The organism is Bradyrhizobium aeschynomenes (assembly GCF_013178945.1).
Classification (GTDB): domain Bacteria; phylum Pseudomonadota; class Alphaproteobacteria; order Rhizobiales; family Xanthobacteraceae; genus Bradyrhizobium; species Bradyrhizobium aeschynomenes.
In genome coordinates this window covers 463,145-484,448 of record NZ_JABFDM010000002.1, presented here as the reverse complement: position 1 = coordinate 484,448, position 21,304 = coordinate 463,145, and the positions used below count along the sequence as shown (strand labels likewise).

Sequence of the window (21,304 nt, the reverse complement as noted above, 5' to 3'; positions counted from 1 at the left end):
TCTCGCTTCCGATAAATCGAATGACTCTCCGGTCGCATAGATGATCGAATCGTCCTCGGTAGTCGGCTTGTTTAGTTTGCTTTGAAAGCGCCAATGATCGTCGGAGACTCCCTGAGGCTGGGTCAACGCGTAGGTCAACGATGGTGCGCGTCTTCTATCCATATGTGCAGCGTCAGCGCAGCGCAGCATACAGGCAATCTTTATTTCGTTTACCGTCCAGGCTGTTGGTGCGAACGAGGGAGCACCTAAGCGAGGAGTGAGGCTCCCGCCGACAAGCCGGTTGATAGGCCAGTGGTGGCTGTGTGCGATTCTTCCAATCGACGAGCCAAACGCGGTTCTAATCTCTTGATCCTCGATTAGCCTGATCTGTCCGCCCGCGCGCCCGTGCCATTGGACGCTAACTAGCTCTTCTGCATGCCTTGCGTGCAAGTCGCGGAGTGTTTGAAAGACAATTTCGCCTCTCAGGTTGTGGGGGGATTGATAATCGTTTCGGGCGATACGGGAATGGAGTGCCTTTTTAAGGTGCTCGCTGCGTTGTCGCGCCATTCGGTAGTTTCGAGTAGTTGCGGCATGCCTCCGGGATAAGAGGCAATGCTCATGCCGGCATCATGCAATAGAATTGCAGCGCCAAGAACGAATGCTTCGGATGGGTTGATCTGAAAGCCTTCACCGCAGATCAGCGACCCCATTTCCCATAGTGCGTCGAGGTGCGTTATATCGTGAACTGTCAAACCCTTGCAGTCCGACGGAATTAAACTGACCAACTGCTTCGCATTCTCGCGCAATGACAGGTATGCGGTTCGGAGTCGCTCCCGCTGCGGTCCAAATTCGTCCGTGTTTTGCGGCGCGAGAGTAGATCGCCATAAGTAGGTATTTTCGAACATCGGACTCTCTGTTTTGTAGAGAATGCATCGAAGCGCAATTACAGCGGGCGTGCAAGGTGGTTGTGCACGTCCAATGGCCGATGATTGTTGGATCGGCAAAACCTCTCTCCTCAGCCCGGCATGCATCCAAATCGCCCGTCGTATTCGGAAAAAACGCTTATCGATTCCGAAAAAGCAAAAACGCTCTTGCGCTCCACCCCAAATCACCCTTATCCTCCACCGCGTTCCGTACCGCTGAGGGAGCGTATCGCGATCGTCACGGACGCGGGTTGCGGAATGCGATGGATGCGGGCGGCTGCAAGCGGGGTTTTGGCCTCGCCGACGAACGGCTGACTGCGGACAGGAAATCGTGTCGTCCTGGCCTCCCGGTGCCGAGGCCAAGCCGGTGGTGATGATCCGCTGGCGACGGGGTCAATGAGCCGGTCCCCGGGGAGAGCACGTATAAATGTTAAAACCATCGCGCAGGGAAGGCCGGGATGTCTCAGCCGAACCTGTGGTTCCTACCCCGTGCTTTTTGTCTGCACGGGGGCCATGGGGGCGGCAAGCTCCCGGTCTTCCCTGCGCCCTCTGTTAGGAGAGGGTGTGATTTCGGGCATGGCTCGGACGCGGAGTGCGTCGCGAGGGCGATGCTGCTCGGGTTGCTGTTTGCTTTCGCCGCGTGCTGTTTGACAATGTGGATCGGGATCGTCGCCGCTTGCGTCATTGCGAGCGTAGCGACGCAATCCAGAGTCCCGCCCACGACTCTGGATTGCTTCGGTCGCAATGACGAAGTTTGGCGCGGGCAGCGTGCCTTCATACTCCGCTGTCATCCTCGCGAAGGCGGAGGATCCAGTACGCCGCGGCCGTCGTGGTTGAGCAGACAGGCTGCGGCGTACTGGATTCCCCGCTTTCGCGGGGAATGACAGGTGGAGGTGCGGCGGGAGCGTGCGCCGGATGGTCCACTTGGAGTCGACCGGTGGTCGGGACACGCGACCAGCCGGGTGCACCGGACGGGTCGGGCGGATTGGCGCAGCGCAATCCGCCGGGGCTGGCTCCGGTGCGGGCGGATGTGCGGCGGCTGGCTCCGGCGTCGTCGGACAGGCGGCGGGTTACGCCTGCGGCTAACCCGCCCTGCGGGGATTACGACTTTTGGCGGGGATGGTCATCGAGATGGCGGCCATCGGGCGGCCGGGCCTTCGGAAGCCATTGAACCTCAACGGCTTTTCTTTCGCCATCCGGCATCTGCGCCATTCCGCCGCAGTCATCGTGTCCGTCCATTACAGAAGTTTAACGCCGCAGCCAGCACGCCGTAAGGCGGCAAGTCCCATGTTCACTGGCGAACGGGGCGAACAGCCCGGGACACGAGTTTTAGACCTTGACCAAAATCGCTTGCGGAGAAAACCGTATGACTGACCGTCCGACCGACCTGTCCTCGCTTCCATCCTATCGCCAGCCCCGGCGTGTGTTCTCGGCGCGCAAGCTCGCGCTGATGGCCTCCGTGGTCGCGGGCCTCGGCATTGCCGCCTATGGCCTGTCGCCGCAGGGCGCGCCGCTCGATGTGTTCTCGACCGCGGCGCATGCGCAGGTCGCCAACGAGGTCAGCAAGGTCGCGCGCCCGGTCGGCTTTGCCGACATCGTGGAGCGGGTGAAGCCGTCGGTGATTTCGGTCAAGGTCAACATCGCCGAGAAGGTCGCCAAGAACGACAACGACGACGACACGCCGTTCCAGCCGGGCTCGCCGATGGAGCGCTTCTTCCGCCGCTTCGGCGGTGAGAACGGCATTCCCGGCATGCCGGGCGGGCGCGGCGGCCGTGGTGGTCGCGCGGTGACCGGGCAGGGCTCCGGCTTCTTCATCTCCGCCGACGGCTATGCGGTGACCAACAATCACGTGGTCGACGGCGCCGACAAGGTCGAGGTGACGACCGACGACGGCAAGACCTACAGCGCCAAGGTGATCGGCACCGACCAGCGCACCGATCTCGCGCTGATCAAGGTCGAGGGCAGCTCGAGCTTCCCGTTCGCAAAGCTCGCCGACGGCAAGCCGCGCATCGGCGACTGGGTGCTGGCGGTCGGTAATCCCTTCGGCCTCGGCGGCACGGTGACCGCGGGCATCGTCTCGGCGGTCGGCCGCGACATCGGCAACGGCCCGTATGACGACTTCATCCAGATCGACGCGCCCGTGAACAAGGGCAATTCGGGTGGCCCGGCGTTCGACGTCGACGGCAATGTCGTGGGCGTCAACACCGCGATCTACTCGCCGTCCGGCGGCAGCGTCGGCATCGCGTTCTCGATCCCGGCCTCGACCGTGAAGAGCGTGATCGCGCAGCTGAAGGACAACGGCTCGGTCAGCCGTGGCTGGATCGGCGTGCAGATCCAGCCGGTGACGCAGGACATTGCCGACAGCCTCGGCATGAAGAAGGCGGAAGGCGCGCTGGTCGCCGAGCCCCAGGCCAATGGTCCGGCGGCGAAGGCGGGCATCCAGTCCGGCGACGTCATCACCGCCGTCAATGGCGAGCCGGTGAAGGACGCGCGTGAGCTCGCCCGCACCATCGGCGGCATCGCGCCCGGCGCCGCCGTCAAGCTCAACGTGCTGTCGAAGGGCCAGGAGAAGACCATCAACCTGACGCTTGGCAAGCTGCCGAACACGGTCGAAGCCAAGGCCGACAGCGGCGGCGACAATGGCGGCTCCTCGCGCGGCGCCGACGTGCCGAAGCTCGGCATGACCGTCGCTCCGGCGTCGAGCGTGGCCGGCGCCGGCAAGGAAGGCGTCGTCGTCACCGAGGTCGACCCGAAGAGCGCGGCGGCCGATCGCGGCTTCAAGGAAGGCGACGTGATCCTGGAGGTCGCAGGCAAGTCGGTGACCTCGGCCGGCGACGTGCGCGAGGCCATCAACGCCGCGAAGTCCGACAACAAGAACAGCGTGCTGATGCGCGTGAAGAGCGGCGGCCAGTCGCGCTTCGTCGCGGTGCCGCTGGCCAAGGGCTAAGGCCATTCGAGATGGAGGATCGCCGGCATGTGCCCCCGCGTCGGCGGTTCTTCCTGGGGGCGGGCTTCAAGTCCCGCTCCCTCCACACCTTCCGTAGGAACAACGCCCCCCTCCGTCGGAAGGAACTCGGGCGGTGAGGTCCCCCAGCCTCGCCGCCCACTTTCCTGTTGATCATCCTCGGGCCCACGCCGCCTTGCACGGAAACGGCGGCCGGTCCATGTAGATGGACATCGAACCGTGATCGCCCCCGTTTCCGCAATGCGCCTCCTGATCATCGAAGACGACCGCGAATCCGCCGACTATCTGGTCAAGGCGTTCCGCGAGGTCGGACATGTCGCAGACCTCGCCGGCGACGGCGAGGAGGGGCTCGCCATGGCCGACAGCGGGGATTACGACGTGCTGGTGGTCGACCGCATGCTGCCCAAGCGCGACGGCCTGTCGCTGATCGGCGCGCTGCGCGACAAGGGCAACCGAACGCCGGTTCTGATCCTGTCCGCGCTCGGCCAGGTCGACGACCGCATCAAGGGCCTGCGCGCCGGCGGCGACGATTATCTGCCCAAGCCCTATGCCTTCGCCGAGTTGCTCGCCCGCGTCGAGGTGCTGTCGCGCCGCCATGGCGGACCGGCGGAGGAGACGACCTACAAGGTCGGCGACCTCGAGCTCGACCGTCTGTCGCATCGCGTCGCCCGCGGCAAGGACGAGCTGACCCTGCAGCCGCGCGAGTTCCGCCTGCTCGAATATCTGATGAAGCACGCCGGGCAGGTGGTGACGCGCACCATGCTGCTGGAGAACGTCTGGGATTATCACTTCGATCCGCAGACCAACGTGATCGACGTCCACATCTCGCGGCTGCGCTCCAAGATCGACAAGGGGTTCGACCGCCCGCTGCTCCACACCATCCGCGGCGCGGGGTACATGATCCGTGACGGCCTTCGGTAAGCTGATCCGCACCACGGCGTTCCGGCTGACGCTGGTCTATCTTTTGTTGTTTGCGCTGTTCGCCGCCTCGCTGCTCGGCTATTTCGCCTGGAACACCCGCCGCCTGATCACCGAGCAGATCTCGACCACGGTCACCGCCGAGATCAGCGAGATGACCGACATCTTTTCCCACCGCGGCCTGCGCGGGCTCGTCTTCAACATCGAGAGCCGCGCGCTGCGGCCCGGCGCCAACCTCTATCTCATCACCACGCCGACCGGGCAGCAGATCGCCGGCAACGTCGCCGCGCTCGCGCCGGGGGTGATGGGCAGCTCGGGGTGGTCTGAGACGTTCTACCGCCGGCTCGACGACGGCAGCGATCAGAACCACCGCGCGCTGGTCTATGTCACGCAGCTGTCGAGCGGCTTTCGGCTTTTGATCGGCCGCGATCTCGAGGAGCGCCGCCGGCTGTTCGGCATCGTCGCCAAGGCGGCGCAATGGTCGGTGCTGGTGGTCGTGGTGCTCGGCATCGGCGGCGGCATCTTCGTCGCGCGGCGCGTGCTGGTCCGGATCGACGCGATGACCGGCACGACGCGGCGGATCATGGATGGCGATCTGTCCGGGCGATTGCCGGTCGGACGCAGCGGCGACGAGCTCGATCGTCTGGCGGAAAATCTCAACGCCATGCTGGAGCGCATCGAGGCGCTGATGACCGGCCTCAAGGAGGTCTCCGACAACATCGCCCATGACCTCAAGACGCCGCTGACGCGGCTGCGCAACCGCGCCGAGGAGGCGCTGGCAAAGTCGCGCTCGGAGGAGGAATATCGCGGCGCGCTGGAGCGGACGATCGAGGAGTCCGATGGTCTCATCCGCACCTTCAACGCACTCTTGATGATCGCGCGTGCGGAGTCCGGACAGGCGCGCGGCGACATGGTCGAGTTCGACGTCGCCGATGTCGCCGCCGGCATTCACGAGCTGTACGAGCCGCTCGCGGAGGACAACGAGATGACCCTGCGCGTCAAGGCCGCTGCTGCGCCCGTGCATGGCAATCGCGAGCTGATCAGCCAGGCGCTCGCCAATTTGGTCGAGAACGCGATCAAATACGGCAAGCCGGCCGCGGTGCCGTCCGAGTCGGGGGCTGCTGCAAGCAGCCGCGAGATCCTGATCGAGGCGCGGCGCGAGGGCTCCCAGGTGCTGCTCAGCGTCACCGATCACGGCGAGGGCATCCCGGAGGCCGAGCGTAAGCACGCCGTCGAGCGTTTCGTGCGGCTCGAGGCAAGCCGCACCTTGCCCGGGTCCGGCCTTGGCCTGAGCCTCGCCTCCGCCGTCGCCACACTCCACGGTGGCGAGTTGCGCCTCGGCGACGCCAAGCCGGGGCTGGTCGCGACCCTGGTGCTGCCGGCAGGGACGGGGCTGTCCGCCAAGCTTGCGGCGCCGACGCGGGATGTGCCACAGAAGGCCGCATGACCTCCTCCGCGCCGGGAAACGCGGACGGGCAGAACCTGGCCGGGCGTTTCGTCGCCGGCCCGCATGTCCGTGCGCCCGACAAAGCCGAACAACGCCTCACCGAGTGGCTCGCCGAACTCGAGCCGCCTTTGGCCGCATCGCTCCGCGCGCTGCTCGCCAACGGTTGGCCGCGGACGATCTTGCAGGGCATCGCCGAGTGCTCGCCCTATCTGTTCGACCTCGTCCGTGTCGACGGCCACCGGCTCGACCGCCTTTTGCGCTGCGAGCCGCAGACGCATCTCGCCGAGCTGATCGCCCGTACCGGCCGCGAGGTGTTTGAGGCGAGCAGCGAAGCGGATGTCATGCGGCTGCTGCGGCAGCTCAAATCCGAGGCGGCGCTCCTGATCGCGCTCTGCGACATCGGCGGCGTCTGGCCCGTCATGCAGGTGACGGCCGGGCTGACCGATGTCGCCGTCTCCTCGGTGCAGATGGCGCTGCGCTATCTGCTGCGGCAGGAGGCCGCGCGGGGCCGGCTGTCGCCTGCGGATGTTGCGCAGCCGGAGCAGGGCTGCGGGCTGTTCGTGCTCGCGATGGGCAAGATGGGCGCCGGCGAGCTGAACTACTCCAGCGACATCGACCTCATCGTGTTCTTCGATCCCGACGCCACGACGCTGGCGCGCGACATCGAGCCGCAGCCCTTCTTCGTTCGCGTCACCCAGGCGCTGGCGCGGCTGCTGCAGAGCCGCACCGCCGACGGCTACGTCTTCCGCGTCGACCTCCGGCTGCGGCCCGACCCGGCATCGACGCAGGTGGCGATGTCGACCGAGGCGGCGCTGCATTACTACGAGCGCGAGGGCCGCACCTGGGAGCGCGCCGCGATGATCAAGGCCCGCATCTGCGCCGGCGATATCGCCGCCGGCGAGGCGATGCTGGCCGAGCTGTCGCCGTTCGTCTGGCGCAAGCATCTCGACTTCCAGGCGCTGACCGACGTCCACGACATGAAGCGGCAGATGCAGGTCTATCGCGGCCACAGCGAGATCGCGGTCGAGGGCCACAACGTCAAGGTCGGCCGCGGCGGCATCCGCGAGATCGAGTTCTTCGCCCAGACCCAGCAACTGATCGCCGGCGGCCGCCACCCCGAGCTGCGCGTGCGCCCGACCCTGCAGGCGCTCGACGTGCTCACCACCAGCAAGTGGATCACCGCGCAGGCGCGTGACGAGCTCACCGTCGCCTATGAGTTCCTGCGCCGCGTCGAGCACCGGCTGCAGATGATGGCGGATGAGCAGATCCACAGCCTGCCGGACGACGTCGAGGGCGTCGGCCGCTTCGCGTGCTTCTTCGGCTATGACAGCCGCGAGCGCTTTGCGGTCGACCTGCTGTTCCACCTCAACATCGTGCAGGGACACTATGCGAGGCTGTTCGAGGGCGATCCCACCGGCACCGTCAGCCTGCCGGCCGTGAACTACGGCGCGGGGCCCGACGAGCCGCGCCTGATGGAGCACCTTGCCGGGCTCGGCTTCCGCGATCCGGTGATGGTCGCGAAAACCTTGCAGCAATGGCAGGCGGGCGAGTACCGCGTGTTCCGCGCGGAGGCGACGCGCGCTGCCTTCAACGACTTCCTGCCCGCGCTGATCGATGGTCTCGCGCATGCCGACGAGCCGGATCGCGCGGTCGTCGCGTTCGACCGTTTCCTGCAGGCGCTGCAGCTCGGCGGACGGCTGGTCACCCTGCTCGGGCAGAACCGCGACCTCGTCGCGCTGGTGGCGCTCGTGCTCGGCGCGGCGCCGCGGCTCGGCGACATGCTGGCGCGGCAGCCGCGGCTGATGGACGGCCTGATCGATCCGCGCTTCTTCGGCGCCATCCCCGATCGCCGCGAATTGTCGGCGCGCCTGGCCGCGACCCTGCAGGATGCCGGCACCTATGAGGAGTTTCTCGATCGCCTCAGGCAGTTCGGCCAGGAGAGCCTGTTCCTGATCGGCACCCGCATTCTCTCCGGCACCGTGTCGGCGCAGCAGGCCGGCACCGCGTTCGCCGACGTCGCCGAGGGCATCGTGCACACCGTGCACGACCTCGTCACCGAGCGCTTCGCCGCGCAGCACGGCCGCATTAAGCGGCAGGAGACTGCGATCGTCGCGATGGGCCGGCTCGGCGCCCGCGAGATGACGGCGTCGTCGGATCTCGATCTGATCCTGCTGTACGATTTCGACGCCGACGCACCCGACTCCGACGGCGAGCGCGCGCTGCAGGGCGCGCACTATTTCGCCCGCTTCACCCAGCGGCTGATTTCGGCCTTCACGTCGCGCACCAATTACGGGGTGCTTTACGACATCGACATGCGGCTGCGGCCGTCGGGCCGCGCCGGTCCGCTCGCCTCGCACATCGATTCCTTTGCGCATTATCAGGAGCAGGAGGCCTGGACCTGGGAGCACATGGCGCTGACGCGGGCGCGGGTGATCTCGGCGTCGCCGGAATTTCGTGCCCGCATCGAGCAGATCATCCAGACCGCGCTCCGGCGCACGCGCGATCCGGCCGCCATCGCCCGCGACGTCGCCGACATGCGCCGCGCGATCGCCGCCGAAAAAGGCGAGGCCGATCTGTGGGACCTCAAACACGCTGCGGGCGGCATGGTCGACATCGACTTCGTCGCGCAATATCTGCAGCTCATCCACGCCGCGACGACGCCCGAGATCCTCGACGTCAGCTCGCTCGCGGTGCTCGACAATGCCGAGCGCCTCGGCGTGCTGCCGCGGGCGGAAGCCGTGATCCTGCGCCAGGCCGCGCGGCTCTATCACGACCTGACGCAGATCCTGCGGCTGTGCGTCAGCGACAAGTTCAAGCCGGACCAGGCCGGCGAGGACCTCCTGCGGGTCATGGCGCGCGCCGGCGACGCACCGGACTTCTCGGCGCTGGAGGCGCGTGTCCGTGAGACGCAGAGCGAGGTGCGCCGCGTGTTCACGGCGCTGCTCGAGCCTTGATCGCGGAGCGGCAAACCTCGCGCAGGCGCATGGCCGCGCGCTTCATCCATCATCTTCAACCGTTCAAACAGCCGGGCAAGCGCCAACGCGTCCGCGGCGCGATCGCGCCCGGAGACTGCGGGAGGCGTCCGCCCTCGACCATGATGAGGGCGCAGGGAATGCCGGGTGAAGGCCTCACCCATGGCCCGCCTGCGAACAAGAATGCAGGCGGCAGGTACCACAGGTGCAGCCGATTCGACCCGGCATTCCCTGCGCGATGGTTTTAACGCTTATACGCGATCTCCCCGGTGCGCCGGCTTGTTGGCCACCGTTCACGACAATGCGCTTGCGCGCCTTGCGCGGGACACCAGCTTCGGGGTGTCAGGACCACGCGACTTCACGTCCGCGAAGCGCATCATTCGTCCTCGCCTTTGAAGCGCGCTGATGCCCTCACGTCCACCGCATTGCCGATCCAACGTGTCGTGACGACGCGTACGCCCCTCATCCGGACCGGAACGCGGACAGAATAGACATGCGTTGCTGATTTTCGGAAGCGGTTTATTTTTGCCGATCCTCTTGAAACCAGCCATGCGATTGAGCCGAATGACGAAATGAGATTTTTGGGGCAGGAGATGTCGACTGCCGGATGAGGGCCGTGGGGCCGCATTTGTTGTCACTATGCTGCTCGTCGAGCAAATCATTGCGTCTCGCAGCGGCTGGCAAGACTACACGTGCGTCAGCATGGCGACCGGTTTTCGTCCGTGAAGTGAGCCGCCAGCCGTCCCCGCGCACGCTGTCCCCCGGCGATCGCGATGACGCCGATGATGCTCTCGAGCAGCGTAGCGTCATTCGTCCTGTGTGCTGATTGCAGCCCTCGCCTGTTTCGCGCGACACGTATATTCCGCGGCGCAGTATGTGACGCGCATGTCACAGTTACGGTTATACCGAGTCTCAAATATAATATGACTATTCAAGCGCACCGCGGCGCTTGCTAGGGTCCCCGTCCAATCTCAGGTTGACGAATTCGCCCAATGAATGGGCGGCGGCCGGGGGTGAGCCGAGGGGAAGCGCGTGCTGGGACGGAGGGCTCCGGGCCGGACGCGACAGAACAACAGCCGGAGCCTGGGGCGCTGCGAGGAGCAGGAAAATGAGTGGCTATGTGACGACCGCACGCATGTGCGGCGTGGGTGTTGCTTTGTCTCTGTTGGGGTGTGGGGCGTATGCGGCGGATATGCCGACCAAGGCGCCGATTCCCTATGCCGGGGTCGATGATTTCTGGACGCGGCCGTATCTGTTCGGCGATCTCGGGCGAACCCGATTGAAGGAGCAGGGCATCTCGCTCGCGCTCACGCTGGGTGACGAGGCCGTCACCAACCTGTCGGGCGGCGCGCGAAATACATCTGCCAATGCGGGGCAGTTGTGGTTTCAGGCCAAGTTCGACATGGCCAAGCTCGCCGGCATCCACGGCGGCACGATCGGCCTGACGCTGGTCGATCGCTTCGGCAAGAACCTCAACAGCGAGGCCGGCATCCCCGCGCTGCAGCTCACCAACGAGGTGTTCGGCCGCGGCAACATCCTGCGCCTGACCGAACTGTACTACTCACAGAAGCTGTTCGACGATCGCTTGGAATTGAAGGGCGGCCGTCTTCCGGTCGGCTCCGACTTCTTCTTCGGCCAGTGCGAGTTCATCAACCTCACCTTCTGCGGCGGCCAGCCCGGCAACATCCAGGGTGGCTACATCTACAACTGGCCGGTGAGCCAGTGGGCCGGCGTGGTGCACTACAACTTCACCAAGGAGTGGAAACTGTCGGTCGGCGTCTACGACGCCAATCCTAACTATCTGACGACGTCGGACGCCGGCGTCTATCTGGCGCCGGGCATTCCGCGCTCGAATCCGGCCGCGGGCGTGCTGGTGCCGGTGGAAGTGGTGTGGGAGCCGAGCGGTCCGCTCAACGGCACCTGGCGCTTCGGCGGCTGGTATGACAGCGCGTCGTCGATCGATGGCGGCTTGCCCGGCATCGTCGCCGTCGTTCCCGGCGGTCCCGGCGTGGGTGATCAGAACCTCAGCAGCCAGCGCGGCCGCTATGGCTTCTACGAGTCGATCCTGCAGCGTCTGACCGTCGAGGGTCCGAAGGCGCAGGGCTGGTACACCTTCCTCAACACCAGCGTCGCCGATCACCGCACGTCCTATCAGGACTACCAGATCTCCTGGGGCATCAAGCACACCGGCACCTTCTCGTTCCGTCCCGAGGACGAGGTCGGCTTCGCGGTCGGCACCACGCATGTCAACTCGGCGGCGCTGACGCCGAATGCCGGCGGCAACGAAGTGCCGATCGAGGCCTGGTATGGCTGGCAGGCCACCGGCTGGATGAACCTGAAGTTCGACGCGCAGTATGTGATCAATCCGGGCGGACGCGGGTTCAACGCGGCCGGCGTGAAGACCGGCAATGCGTTTGTTCTCGGCTTGCGTACGGTGGTGCACTTCTGATCCGGAGACGAATCGGGGCGGGCGGATGCGTCATCCGCCCGTCACTCGCGGTGCGGCAGGGCATCGGCCGATCGCGCGGGCCGCAGCCCTGCCCACCAGGGCAGGGCACCCGGCGATGATGTCGATTGACTCTTTTGCATTGCGACACGACATCTCCTGCACCGCCAGCCGAGGCCGCCCAGGAGATTGCCATGACCGCATCTGACGTCCACCTCGCTCCGGGCCAGCGCCTGGGCGACGAGGTCGTGGACTGGCTCACCAACGGCACCCGCGACGAGCGCTTCATCGACAACATCTTTGGCCAGATGTGCGTCAGGCTGCAGCGCGCCGGCATTCCGGTGATGCGCGCCTCGCTGCATGTCCAGATCAATCACCCGCAATGGCTCGGCGCCCGCATGCTGTGGAGCGACGGCATGGAGGGGGCGGAGATTGCGCGCGTCGACTACGACGTGCGCGAGCGGTCGGAATATATCGGCAGCCCGGCCAGCGAGATCGTCGACGGCGCCGAGGAGATCCGCGAGAATCTCGCACGCGACCCGGAGCTCGGTCGCCAGCATGCCGTCTATGACGACATGCGCGCCATGGGCCTGACCGACTATGTCGCCTGGCCGATCTACCACACGCTGGGCAAGCGCCACATCGTGACGTTTGCGACCGACCGCCACGGCGGCTTCGACCATGCCCATATCGATGCGCTGCGCCGGCTCGTCCCGGTGCTAGCGCTGGTCAGCGAGATCCGCATCAAGAACCGGTTGGCGCGGACCCTGCTCGAGACCTATGTCGGGCCACATGCCGGCGAGATGGTGCTGGCCGGGGCGACGCGGCGCGGCAGCGGCGAGACGGTGCGCGCCGCGATCATGATCTGCGATCTCCGCGACTTCACCAAGATCTCCGACAACTGGCCACGTGACGACGTCATCGATCTGCTCAACGGCTATTTCGACGCAATGGTGGAGCCGATCACCCAGCATGGCGGCGAGATCCTGAAATTCATCGGCGACGGCCTGCTGGCGATTTTTCCGCTCAGCCAGCCCGACGCTTGCGCCAACCTGTTGCACGCGGTGACCGGCGCCAGGCAGGCCATGGCGGAGCTGAACGCCCGCCATGCCGAGAGCGGCCGTGCACCGCTCCGCTACGGCATCGGCATCCATGTCGGCGACGTGATGTACGGCAACATCGGTTCGCGCTCGCGGCTCGATTTCACGGTGATTGGACCGGCGGTCAACATGGCCTCGCGCATGGAGGCGCTGACCAAGCAGGTCGGCCGCCCGGTGCTGATGTCACGCGCCTTCGCTGAGCTCGTCGAAGGACCGTTCGCCCTGGAGCGCGTCGGCGAATTTCCGGTGCGCGGTTTCAGCGCCCCGATCGAGCTGTTTGCGTTCGAAGGGTAGGGCATCGTGCTGCGATCTACGAGCTGTGCCGTGCTCACGGCATGGCTCAGCGGCCGAATTCCGCCTGAAGCCGCAGGAACGTCTCGGTCGGGCGAGCATAGCTGACGAGCCTGACGTCGAGCTCGAAGCTCGACGCGAGCAACAGCGCGCGGCGCAGCGCGTCCTCGATCCAGCTGTCCTCATTTCCGAATGCGCCGCCGCCGACGCTGGTGAGCAGGACGATGTTCGAGCCGCGTGTGGCGTTCAGCACGGCCGCCCAGATCGTCGCCTCGTAGCTGGCCTCCAGGACCAGGCGAGCGAAGCTCTCCCAATATCGGGGAGCGGGCGAGCAATAGGCCACGGGAAGCGCAGAGCAGAAGGCCTGCGACACCGTCGGTCGCGGCTCGTCGGCGTCGGTCAGCTCGACGTCGGAATGCAGGCCGATCCGAAGCTGTCCGCGCAACGCGTCGATCTCGTCGTCGTCGCTGGCATTGAGGATGGCCGTGATGCTGTCGAGTCCGGTGCGCGTGCACAGGGCATAGCCGTTGGTCATCGCCCAAAGTTCGCCGCCGCGCGGCAGGCGGCGCTTCAGAGCCGCCTCGACATCTGCGAGCGCATCGATCTGACGCTCGCGGGTCTGGCCCGATTGGCCGCCGACCGGGGCAAAGTAGTTCCGGTAGATCGTCGCGGCGCCTGCGGCAATCGCGCAGGCCGGCCCCTGCGTCAAATCGTGCTGGTAGATCGTCACGCCATCTTCGGGGGTGGCGTGCGGTCCCATCATCTCCAGCAGATTGAACTGCGAGGCGACCTGGAACAGGGCGCCGGCGAACTCCGGAAACAGATGAAGCTCGCGGATGTCACCGCTGACGAGACTCATGCGCAGCCGTCCTGGCCTGCACGGTGATTGCCGCGCCTGTCGGCGCAAGTCCGACAAGCTCGGGAGCTCGAGCCGTCCGGTCGCGTAGCTCCGGCCGTTGACGAGGGACGCCAGGCGTCCGTTCTCGACCTTCAGCCTGGCTCGCGTGGAGGCATAATCGGTCTCCTTGAAGCCAGTCAGTCGTTCGAACCAGTCCACCATTGCTCCTTCCAGCTCACGCCTGGTCGAGATACGGCGCCACCACCTCGCGCGTCTCGGCGCTGGTCACCACCGGGACGATCTCGAAGGTCATGCCGGTGTCGCGGGCGTTGGCCAGGATCCATTGCTGCAGCAGGCGGGCGTCGTCGCACTCCATCAGCTGGAAGCAGCGGTCGAAATTCGGCTCGATCCAGCTGCCGAGATATGTCAGGCCGTCGGGAAATTTGATGCCGGGGTCGCGGACGCGGCGGTAGACCGGGATCGGGTCGCGGTCCTTGAAACGTTCGATCACCATGAACAGCATGCGTCGCTCCGAAATGTGTCGCGGCGCATCTTGGGCGGGATTGATGCGGACATCCAGTCGCCTGGCGGCCCATGTTGGGATGGCCGACGGCTCCGCTTCCCGTCCGGACGTTGATGTGCCAGAGGTTGAGCATTTGCGATACACGCTCATTGATCTTGCGCAATGAAATGCACGCAATATTAGAATGATATCGCCGCCACGGTCGATCCACGGAGGGGACAATGGCGGCGATCATCGGAAGTGAACGGCTCAGCCACCGGCTTGCGAGGGCTGTGTTCGGCGTCTCTCTGCTCTTGGGCGGCGTGACGGCTCTCGACTTCGGCGTTGGCATCGTCGCCGCGCGGGCGCAAGGCGCTGGTGCGGTGGAAGGCGTGGCGCCCTGGCAGGCACAGCGCGCCATCGACGACTACATCGAGCGTTTCATGGTGGCGCAGCGGCGCTTCGGCCGGGCCAAGCTCGGCCATGAGAATTTCTCCGTGCGGGTCAAGGTCGAGGGCCTGACACGCGTCTACAACAAGGACGTCGGCGCCATCTGGGTCGCGCAATTCAGCGGGGCGATCGTTCCGACCGTCGTGGATCCCAATGCCGAGCAGGGGTACGCGCACGCGCTGCTGAAGATCTATCTCGACAAGGACAAGGGCGTGCAGGTCGTCGTCAACGAGGGCCAGGGCGTCTGGACCATGACGCAGAAGTCGGCCATCCTCGCCGAGGAGTTGCCCGACGATCCCGGTGGCTGGAAAGAGTGGGGCGGGCCCGGCGATCCGCCGGAGGCATCGCATCGCACCGCGACTGGCGATCCCAAGGTTGAGCGCAGTCCTCCAACGGGCTCGCTCGGCAGCCATCCTGCCGGCGATCCCCTTATCCAGCAGCTCGCGGCTGAGGTTTCTGCGCTCGGTGCGCGTGTCGCGGAGCTCAGGAAGGCCGGGGCTAGTGCGGAATTGCAGAAAGCCCAGGAGGCGTGGCAGGCGGCGCAGGAGCGCTACAGAGCGGCCTTGCCGCACTAGTGCATCGGTCCGAAGCGAAAATCAGCGTCCTCGCAATGAGGCGCCAAAGGCGTTTGCGGAGATTCATGCTCAAACGATGAGAACGTGTTGCGTTTCCCGGGAGCCGCAACATCGTCGTCCGCAGGCGATCGTGCGGCAGGTACGAACGTCGGATGTGCTGGCTCACCTTCGCCCGGCCATCATCCGACCGATGCAGTTGTTGAACGACATCGTGTTGCCGCCGGCGCCGTTGCGGCCGTATTCCCACTTGCCGGTGGCGGCATCGCAGCGGCCGCCGATCTCGATGGCGCAGCGCTGGCTGATGCTGGTGCAGCGGCCGTCGCCACTGACGCGCTTGGGCTCCGGCTCGGTGCGCATCGCCACCGCCGGCTCCTTCTTTCGCGCCGGCTCCTCGCGTTTCACCGGCTCGGTCTGCTTCCGCGCGACAGGCTCGTCCTTGCGCCTGACGCAGTCGCCGTCCTCGTCGCGTGCCTGACCGGCCGGGCAGGCGATGGCGACGCAGCTCTCGCCCTCGGCGCGCTGGCCCTTGTCGCAGAGCAGGGGACAGACGCGCGACGTTCTCGCCTTGACCGCATCGAGCGCGTCGAGGCTGGCGACCTTGACGTCGAACCGGGTGCCGGCCTGCTTGTTGAAGCGCTCCAGCGCGCGGCGCGCATTGCCGTCCCACCTGCCGTTCGAAGCGCCGTCGCTGTCGGCGGTGCTGCAGCCGACGCGGCGCAGCTCGCCGACGAGCAGGCGCGGCAGGTCCGGCGGCTGCACCGCCGCGGCGGGCTTCTCGGCGGGCAATGGCAGTGCCGCCACCACCGTCGGCTCCGGTGTGGGCGGCTTCTCCACCCGCGCCGGCTCCGGCGGGCTGCGTGTGACCTCGGCCGCCGGCGGCTCGGGCCCCCGGGCGATGTCCGCGGGCTTGTCGCGAAGATCGGCGGGCCTGGCCGCAGGAGCGGCGGTGACGGGCGTGGAGAGCTTGGCGCGCTGCGCCTTGGCGAGCGCGGCGTAGAAACCGGTCGGGTACTTCTCCAGGAAGGCGTCGAACGCCGCCTGGCTGCCGATGCGCTCGGCCAGCTCATAGTCACGCCGCATCGCTGCGTCCGGATCGGTCGCCGCAGCGGCCGCGGGCGCAGCCGGCACCAGCGCGATGTCGTTGCCGCCGAGCGAGCCGTACACATACGGCTCCTGGCGATAGCCGGTCGCCTTCAGCACGTCGTCGCGGACGAAGCCGAAGGCGCGGCGGAGGTCGAGGCCGGGCTTCGGCAGATGCGCCACCAGCGCGGTGGCGAACGGGCTGTTGCTGGCGTCGCCGTCGGCGGCGGTCGAGCCGGCCTTGGCCGAGAAGGCGATCATGGTGTTCGGGCTCGGCGGCTCGACTTTGGCGAGGCCGCGGCCGATGTTGCGCGAGGCGACGCTGCGCTTCATCGTCTTGGCGAACGGGTTGTCGCGACAGGCATCGAGCACGACGAGGCGCAGCTGCTTGGCGGGCTCGATCGCAAACAGCACGCGCTCCAGCGCGATCGCCTCGTCGAGCACGTCGCTGTCCGCCTCCAGCGCGGCGTCGGTCGGGATCAGGTAGTTCACGCCGTCGAGCTCGATGCCGTGGCCGGCGTAGTAGATCAGCGCGACCTCGGCCTCGCGCGCCCGGGCACCGAACTCGCGCAAGGCGCGGCGCATCTCCTGCACGCCGAGATCCAGTTTGACGTCGACGCGCTCGAAGCCGGCGTTGCGGAGCATGTCGCCGACGAGCTTCGCGTCGTTGGCGGGGTTCGATAGCCGGGCAACGCTCTTGTAGGCCGAATTGCCGATGATCAGCGCGAGGCGCTTCTCCGCATGTGCGGCCGTGCTGCCGCTACCGATGAGGATCAGGACAAATAATAGGTAACGAAATGCCGTCATAATAGCCCCGGACTCGCTGAAATCTCAGACTATCCGGCAATGACGGCAAAGCAAGGTCGGAGCGATGCGCCTTATGCGCTGCCTCGGACTTGCGAGGATAAGACTTGCGAGGATCAGACTTGCGAGGAGATGTCCGTATCCATCTCCTCGCGTCGATTGCGTTCGTCCCGGCCGCCGCCCGGGGGATGTCGTTTCCGTCAGGAACTAAGTAGTCGTGGTCAATCCTTGACGATACGCACCGCGCCCTTGGCGGCGCTGGAGGCGAATGCCGCATAGGCCTTCAGCGCGGTCGAGACCTTGCGGGCGCGCGTCCTGGGCTTCCACGCCCGATCGCCCTTGGCCTCCATCGCGGCGCGGCGCTGGGCCAGCTCGGCGTCGGACACCGCGAGATGGATGGTGCGGTTGGGGATGTCGATTTCGATGCGGTCGCCGTCCTGCACCAGGCCGACCAGGCCGCCTTCGGCGGCTTCCGGCGAGACGTGGCCGATCGACAGGCCCGACGTGCCGCCGGAGAAGCGGCCGTCGGTGATCAGCGCGCAGGCTTTGCCGAGGCCCTTCGACTTCAGATAGCTCGTCGGATACAGCATCTCCTGCATGCCGGGGCCGCCGCGCGGGCCTTCATAGATGATGACGACAATGTCGCCTTCCTTGATCTTGTTGGTCAGGATGGCCTCGACCGCCGCGTCCTGGCTCTCCATCACGCGCGCGGGGCCTGCGAATTTCAGGATCGAGGCATCGACGCCGGCGGTCTTCACGATGCAGCCGTCCAGCGCGATGTTGCCGGTCAGCACGGCGAGGCCGCCGTCCTTGGAATAGGCGTGGTCGATGTCGCGGATGCAGCCCTTTTCGCGATCGAGATCGAGCTCCTGATAGCGGCGGTCCTGGCTGAAGGCGATCTGGGTCGGCACGCCGCCGGGCGCGGCCATGTAGAAGTTCTTCACGCTCTCGCTGGCCGTGCTGCGGATGTCCCAGCGCTCGAGCGCTGATGCCAGCGAGGCCGAATGCACGCTCGGCAATTCCGTGTGCAGCAGGCCGGCGCGGGCGAGCTCGCCGAGGATGCCCATCACGCCGCCGGCGCGATGCACGTCCTCCATGTGCACGTCGGCCACGGCCGGCGCGACCTTGCACAGGCAGGGGACCTTGCGGGACAGGCGATCGATGTCGGTCATGGTGAAGGGGATCTCGCCCTCATGCGCGGCGGCGAGCAGATGCAGCACGGTGTTGGTCGAGCCGCCCATCGCGATGTCCATGCTCATCGCGTTCTCGAACGCCTTGAAGTTGGCGATGTTGCGCGGCAGCACGGAGGCGTCGTCCTGCTCGTAGTAGCGGCGGGCGAGGTCGACGATCAGGTGGCCGGCCTCGACGAACAGGCCCTTGCGGTCGGCATGCGTGGCGAGCACCGAGCCGTTGCCGGGCAGCGACAGGCCGAGCGCCTCGGTGAGGCAGTTCATCGAGTTCGCCGTGAACATGCCCGAGCAGGAGCCGCAGGTCGGGCATGCCGAGCGTTCCATCACCTCAACGTCGGCGTCCGAGACCTTGTCGTCGGCGGCCGTGATCATGGCGTCGATCAGGTCGACCTTGCGCAGCTTGCCTTGAATGTTGACCTTGCCGGCCTCCATCGGTCCGCCCGAGACGAACACGGCGGGGATGTTGAGCCGCATCGCGGCCATCAGCATTCCGGGGGTGATCTTGTCGCAGTTGGAGATGCAGACCATGGCGTCGGCGCAATGCGCGTTGACCATGTATTCCGTGCTGTCGGCGATCAGCTCGCGCGACGGCAGGCTGTACAGCATGCCGTCATGGCCCATCGCGATGCCGTCATCGACCGCGATGGTGTTGAACTCCTTGGCGACGCCGCCGGCCTTCTCGATCTCGCGCGCCACCAGTTGGCCGAGGTCCTTGAGGTGAACATGACCCGGCACGAACTGGGTGAAGGAGTTGACGACGGCGATGATCGGCTTGCCGAAATCCTCGTTGGTCATGCCGGTGGCCCGCCACAGGCCGCGGGCGCCGGCCATGTTGCGGCCATGGGTGGAGGTGCGGGAGCGATAGGCGGGCATCGGCGGTTCCTCGGGACTGGCAACGTTGGTCCGGCAGGCGGGGCGGCTGGCCGCGACGGCCGGACGGGCGGCAAAAGATGCCGGAGGCATACAGCGAAGTCCTTGACGATTCGACCCTAAATTTTGCTGTTCCGGGATGCCTTGGGGGCAGGGCCGGGGGCCTCGTCGCGCTGCCGGAGGTGCCGCTTGGCCGGCGTCTTCTTCATGCTGATCGGAGTGCTGGCGCTGATCGAGCGCTTCAGCTGGGGCCGCTGCTATTCCTGGTGATTGCCGCGTCCGCGCATCTGCGCGCTGAGGAGGTTGGGGCTAGCAGCGCGTGGCTAACAACTCTTGCCGCCGGGCCACTCGATCTCGAGATGCTCGTTGCTGAAGGAAGGGTCTTCCTCCGAGCCCCGACGCCAGCAGGTCATCCCGGCCGGCAGCGTGCTCATGCGGATCTCCTGGCCGTCGTGCACCAGGCCGCCGAAGGCCAGCAGGTCGATGAAGCGGTTGACGAGGTCGATGATGGCGGCGCGGTGCTCCGCGCGGACGCCGTGGATGCTGACGTCCGGACGGCCGAACTTGCGCATGCCGCGGGTGTGAAACCACGCGCTGCCGTCCTGCTCCGGCGAGACGAATGTGACGACGTGCTGCCGCGGCTCGCAATGTCCGACGCCGAACGCCCGCGCCCGCCACTCTGCCGGGCTCCACCATTTCAGGATCTGCGGGTCGTAAATCGCGACCCCGCCGGCATCCAGGCAGAAGGTCAGGAGACCGATGACGTCGCGGAAATAGCTCAGCGTCGGCGGATCGGTGACGTCGCCCCTGACGACGAGGCAGAAGTCCTGGGCGGCGACGACCGCGGCCAGATCAGGATCCTGTGCGACGAGCCTGCCCCAGGCGTAGCCGGTGCGAAAGCGCGACACCACCATGGGCTGGACGGTCGGGCCGTAGCCCATGAGATCGAGGCCCTCGGGGAGGCCGCGCGATCGATAGGTCCCCCGTGAGAACGGGCGATCGATGTCGACCCAGCCATAGACGACATAGCAGAGGAAGGCATTGGGGCCGCCCGCAACGTAATGCGGACGCGGCCAGTCGGTGAGCGGCGACGTCATCAGCCCCCCTCCGTGGCTTGCGGCGGGATCGAGGCGCATAGGGTCGCCGGACCTGGGACATGCGCGCGTGCTCTTCCGGCGAGGCGCGGTCCCATTCGCTCACTCCTTGCGCAGCAAGACGTAGTCGGCGGCGTAGGCGATGCTGCGGAGCTGTCCGGCGGTCTCGCAGGCGCCCTCGAGCTTGCCGCCCGAGGTGTTGATCCGCTGCACCGCGGTGATCTCGGACAGGACGCCCTTGCCGCCGCGATGCGAGACCACGGCGAGCTTCAGCCAGTGGATGTCGTTGTCGCTGGCGCCGACCGCGGTCCCTACCACACGGCCGCCGATAATCGAGCCGTCCTGATGCTCCCAGCTCGGGCCGGCGTAATGGCGGCCGACGGTCTTGCCGTCCGCGAACAGGGTGGCGATCGGCTCGCGGAAGGCCCAGGCGAGCTTGCCATCCTGGCCGGTCTTGCATTCGTAGACCTGGGCACCCTCGGCGTGCAGCGTCAGCGCCGGCTTCTCGCCAGCCGCGATCAGGGCATCGGGGATCGCAGTTTCGGCCGCCTGGGCAGCGCCGCCCAGAGCGCAAAGCAGCAACAACAGCGACACCGTCGGGATCTCGCGCATGGTGAATTCCCTCAAAGACAACCAAAAACGGAAACGGGTCGCGCTTATGGCACGGCCTCGCTGATCGTTGGTGATCGCGAAGGCGGAAGTGAGATCACGCGCGTGTACGTGGGCAAAATGTCCTCATACCCGCGGTGACGATGGCCGCTGTTGATTGTGGCAATCTCGGTCAGCAAGCGCGCTGCAACCTCCCGCCCTTTGCGGTGTGAAGAACGGGGAGAGGAGGCGCACTGCCGCCGGGGCTTGGA

General features: G+C 66.4%; 13 protein-coding genes and 1 pseudogene. 7 read left to right on the top strand and 7 right to left on the bottom strand.

All coding sequences use genetic code 11. From position 1 onward, the window contains the following. Positions 1-6: 6 nt before the first annotated feature. Positions 7-689 (bottom strand): annotated as a pseudogene (locus HL666_RS34695) (HD domain-containing protein); the annotation flags it as partial. A 1,579-nt stretch (positions 690-2,268) separates the two neighbouring features. On the opposite strand from HL666_RS34695, the gene HL666_RS06885 reads away from it, so the two are divergent. From HL666_RS06885 to HL666_RS06860, 6 genes are all read left to right on the top strand, one after another. Beyond that, on the top strand, positions 2,269-3,849 hold the full coding sequence (locus HL666_RS06885) for a Do family serine endopeptidase (protein ID WP_172180551.1): 1,581 nt from the start codon (positions 2,269-2,271) through the stop codon (positions 3,847-3,849). A gap of 258 nt (positions 3,850-4,107) precedes the next feature. Beyond that, complete coding sequence (locus HL666_RS06880) at positions 4,108-4,788, top strand: response regulator transcription factor (RefSeq protein ID WP_172131114.1); 681 nt, start codon at positions 4,108-4,110, stop codon at positions 4,786-4,788. Further along, positions 4,772-6,232: a sensor histidine kinase gene (locus tag HL666_RS06875; RefSeq protein WP_172113713.1), complete on the top strand. Its 1,461-nt coding sequence runs from the start codon at positions 4,772-4,774 to the stop codon at positions 6,230-6,232. Before HL666_RS06880 ends, HL666_RS06875 begins: the two co-directional genes overlap by 17 nt. Next, positions 6,229-9,186 (top strand): bifunctional [glutamine synthetase] adenylyltransferase/[glutamine synthetase]-adenylyl-L-tyrosine phosphorylase, encoded by a 2,958-nt coding sequence (locus tag HL666_RS06870; RefSeq protein ID WP_172180549.1) that lies wholly within the window; start codon positions 6,229-6,231, stop codon positions 9,184-9,186. Before HL666_RS06875 ends, HL666_RS06870 begins: the two co-directional genes overlap by 4 nt. Before the next feature lie 1,126 nt (positions 9,187-10,312). After that, the gene (locus HL666_RS06865; protein ID WP_172113716.1) at positions 10,313-11,653 is read left to right on the top strand and encodes a carbohydrate porin; all 1,341 of its coding nucleotides are present in this window, start codon (positions 10,313-10,315) and stop codon (positions 11,651-11,653) included. A 191-nt stretch (positions 11,654-11,844) separates the two neighbouring features. Further along, complete coding sequence (locus HL666_RS06860; RefSeq protein WP_172180548.1) at positions 11,845-13,044, top strand: adenylate/guanylate cyclase domain-containing protein; 1,200 nt, start codon at positions 11,845-11,847, stop codon at positions 13,042-13,044. A 46-nt stretch (positions 13,045-13,090) separates the two neighbouring features. On the opposite strand, the gene HL666_RS06855 is transcribed toward HL666_RS06860, so the two are convergent. Together HL666_RS06855 and HL666_RS06850 are read right to left on the bottom strand one after the other, a co-directional pair. Next, positions 13,091-13,900: a hypothetical protein gene (locus HL666_RS06855; protein WP_246741480.1), complete on the bottom strand. Its 810-nt coding sequence runs from the start codon at positions 13,898-13,900 to the stop codon at positions 13,091-13,093. Positions 13,901-14,114: 214 nt separating this feature from the next. Further along, the gene (locus HL666_RS06850; RefSeq protein WP_172180546.1) at positions 14,115-14,402 is read right to left on the bottom strand and encodes a DUF3303 domain-containing protein; all 288 of its coding nucleotides are present in this window, start codon (positions 14,400-14,402) and stop codon (positions 14,115-14,117) included. 221 nt (positions 14,403-14,623) lie between these two features. On the opposite strand from HL666_RS06850, the gene HL666_RS06845 reads away from it, so the two are divergent. After that, positions 14,624-15,406, top strand: coding sequence for a hypothetical protein (locus HL666_RS06845; RefSeq protein ID WP_172180544.1), 783 nt, complete (start codon positions 14,624-14,626; stop codon positions 15,404-15,406). A 162-nt stretch (positions 15,407-15,568) separates the two neighbouring features. Here HL666_RS06845 and HL666_RS06840 read toward each other — a convergent pair whose 3' ends face one another. From HL666_RS06840 to HL666_RS06825, 4 genes are all read right to left on the bottom strand, one after another. Continuing rightward, entirely contained in the window at positions 15,569-17,293 is a 1,725-nt protein-coding gene (locus HL666_RS06840) for a caspase family protein (protein ID WP_172180543.1), read from the bottom strand. A gap of 218 nt (positions 17,294-17,511) precedes the next feature. Continuing rightward, complete coding sequence (gene ilvD / locus HL666_RS06835) at positions 17,512-19,353, bottom strand: dihydroxy-acid dehydratase (RefSeq protein ID WP_172180541.1); 1,842 nt, start codon at positions 19,351-19,353, stop codon at positions 17,512-17,514. A 320-nt stretch (positions 19,354-19,673) separates the two neighbouring features. Beyond that, on the bottom strand, positions 19,674-20,447 hold the full coding sequence (locus HL666_RS06830; RefSeq protein WP_172131026.1) for a hypothetical protein: 774 nt from the start codon (positions 20,445-20,447) through the stop codon (positions 19,674-19,676). 99 nt (positions 20,448-20,546) lie between these two features. Further along, the gene (locus HL666_RS06825) at positions 20,547-21,056 is read right to left on the bottom strand and encodes a DUF3455 domain-containing protein (protein ID WP_172113723.1); all 510 of its coding nucleotides are present in this window, start codon (positions 21,054-21,056) and stop codon (positions 20,547-20,549) included. Between the last annotated feature and the right edge of the window lie 248 nt (positions 21,057-21,304).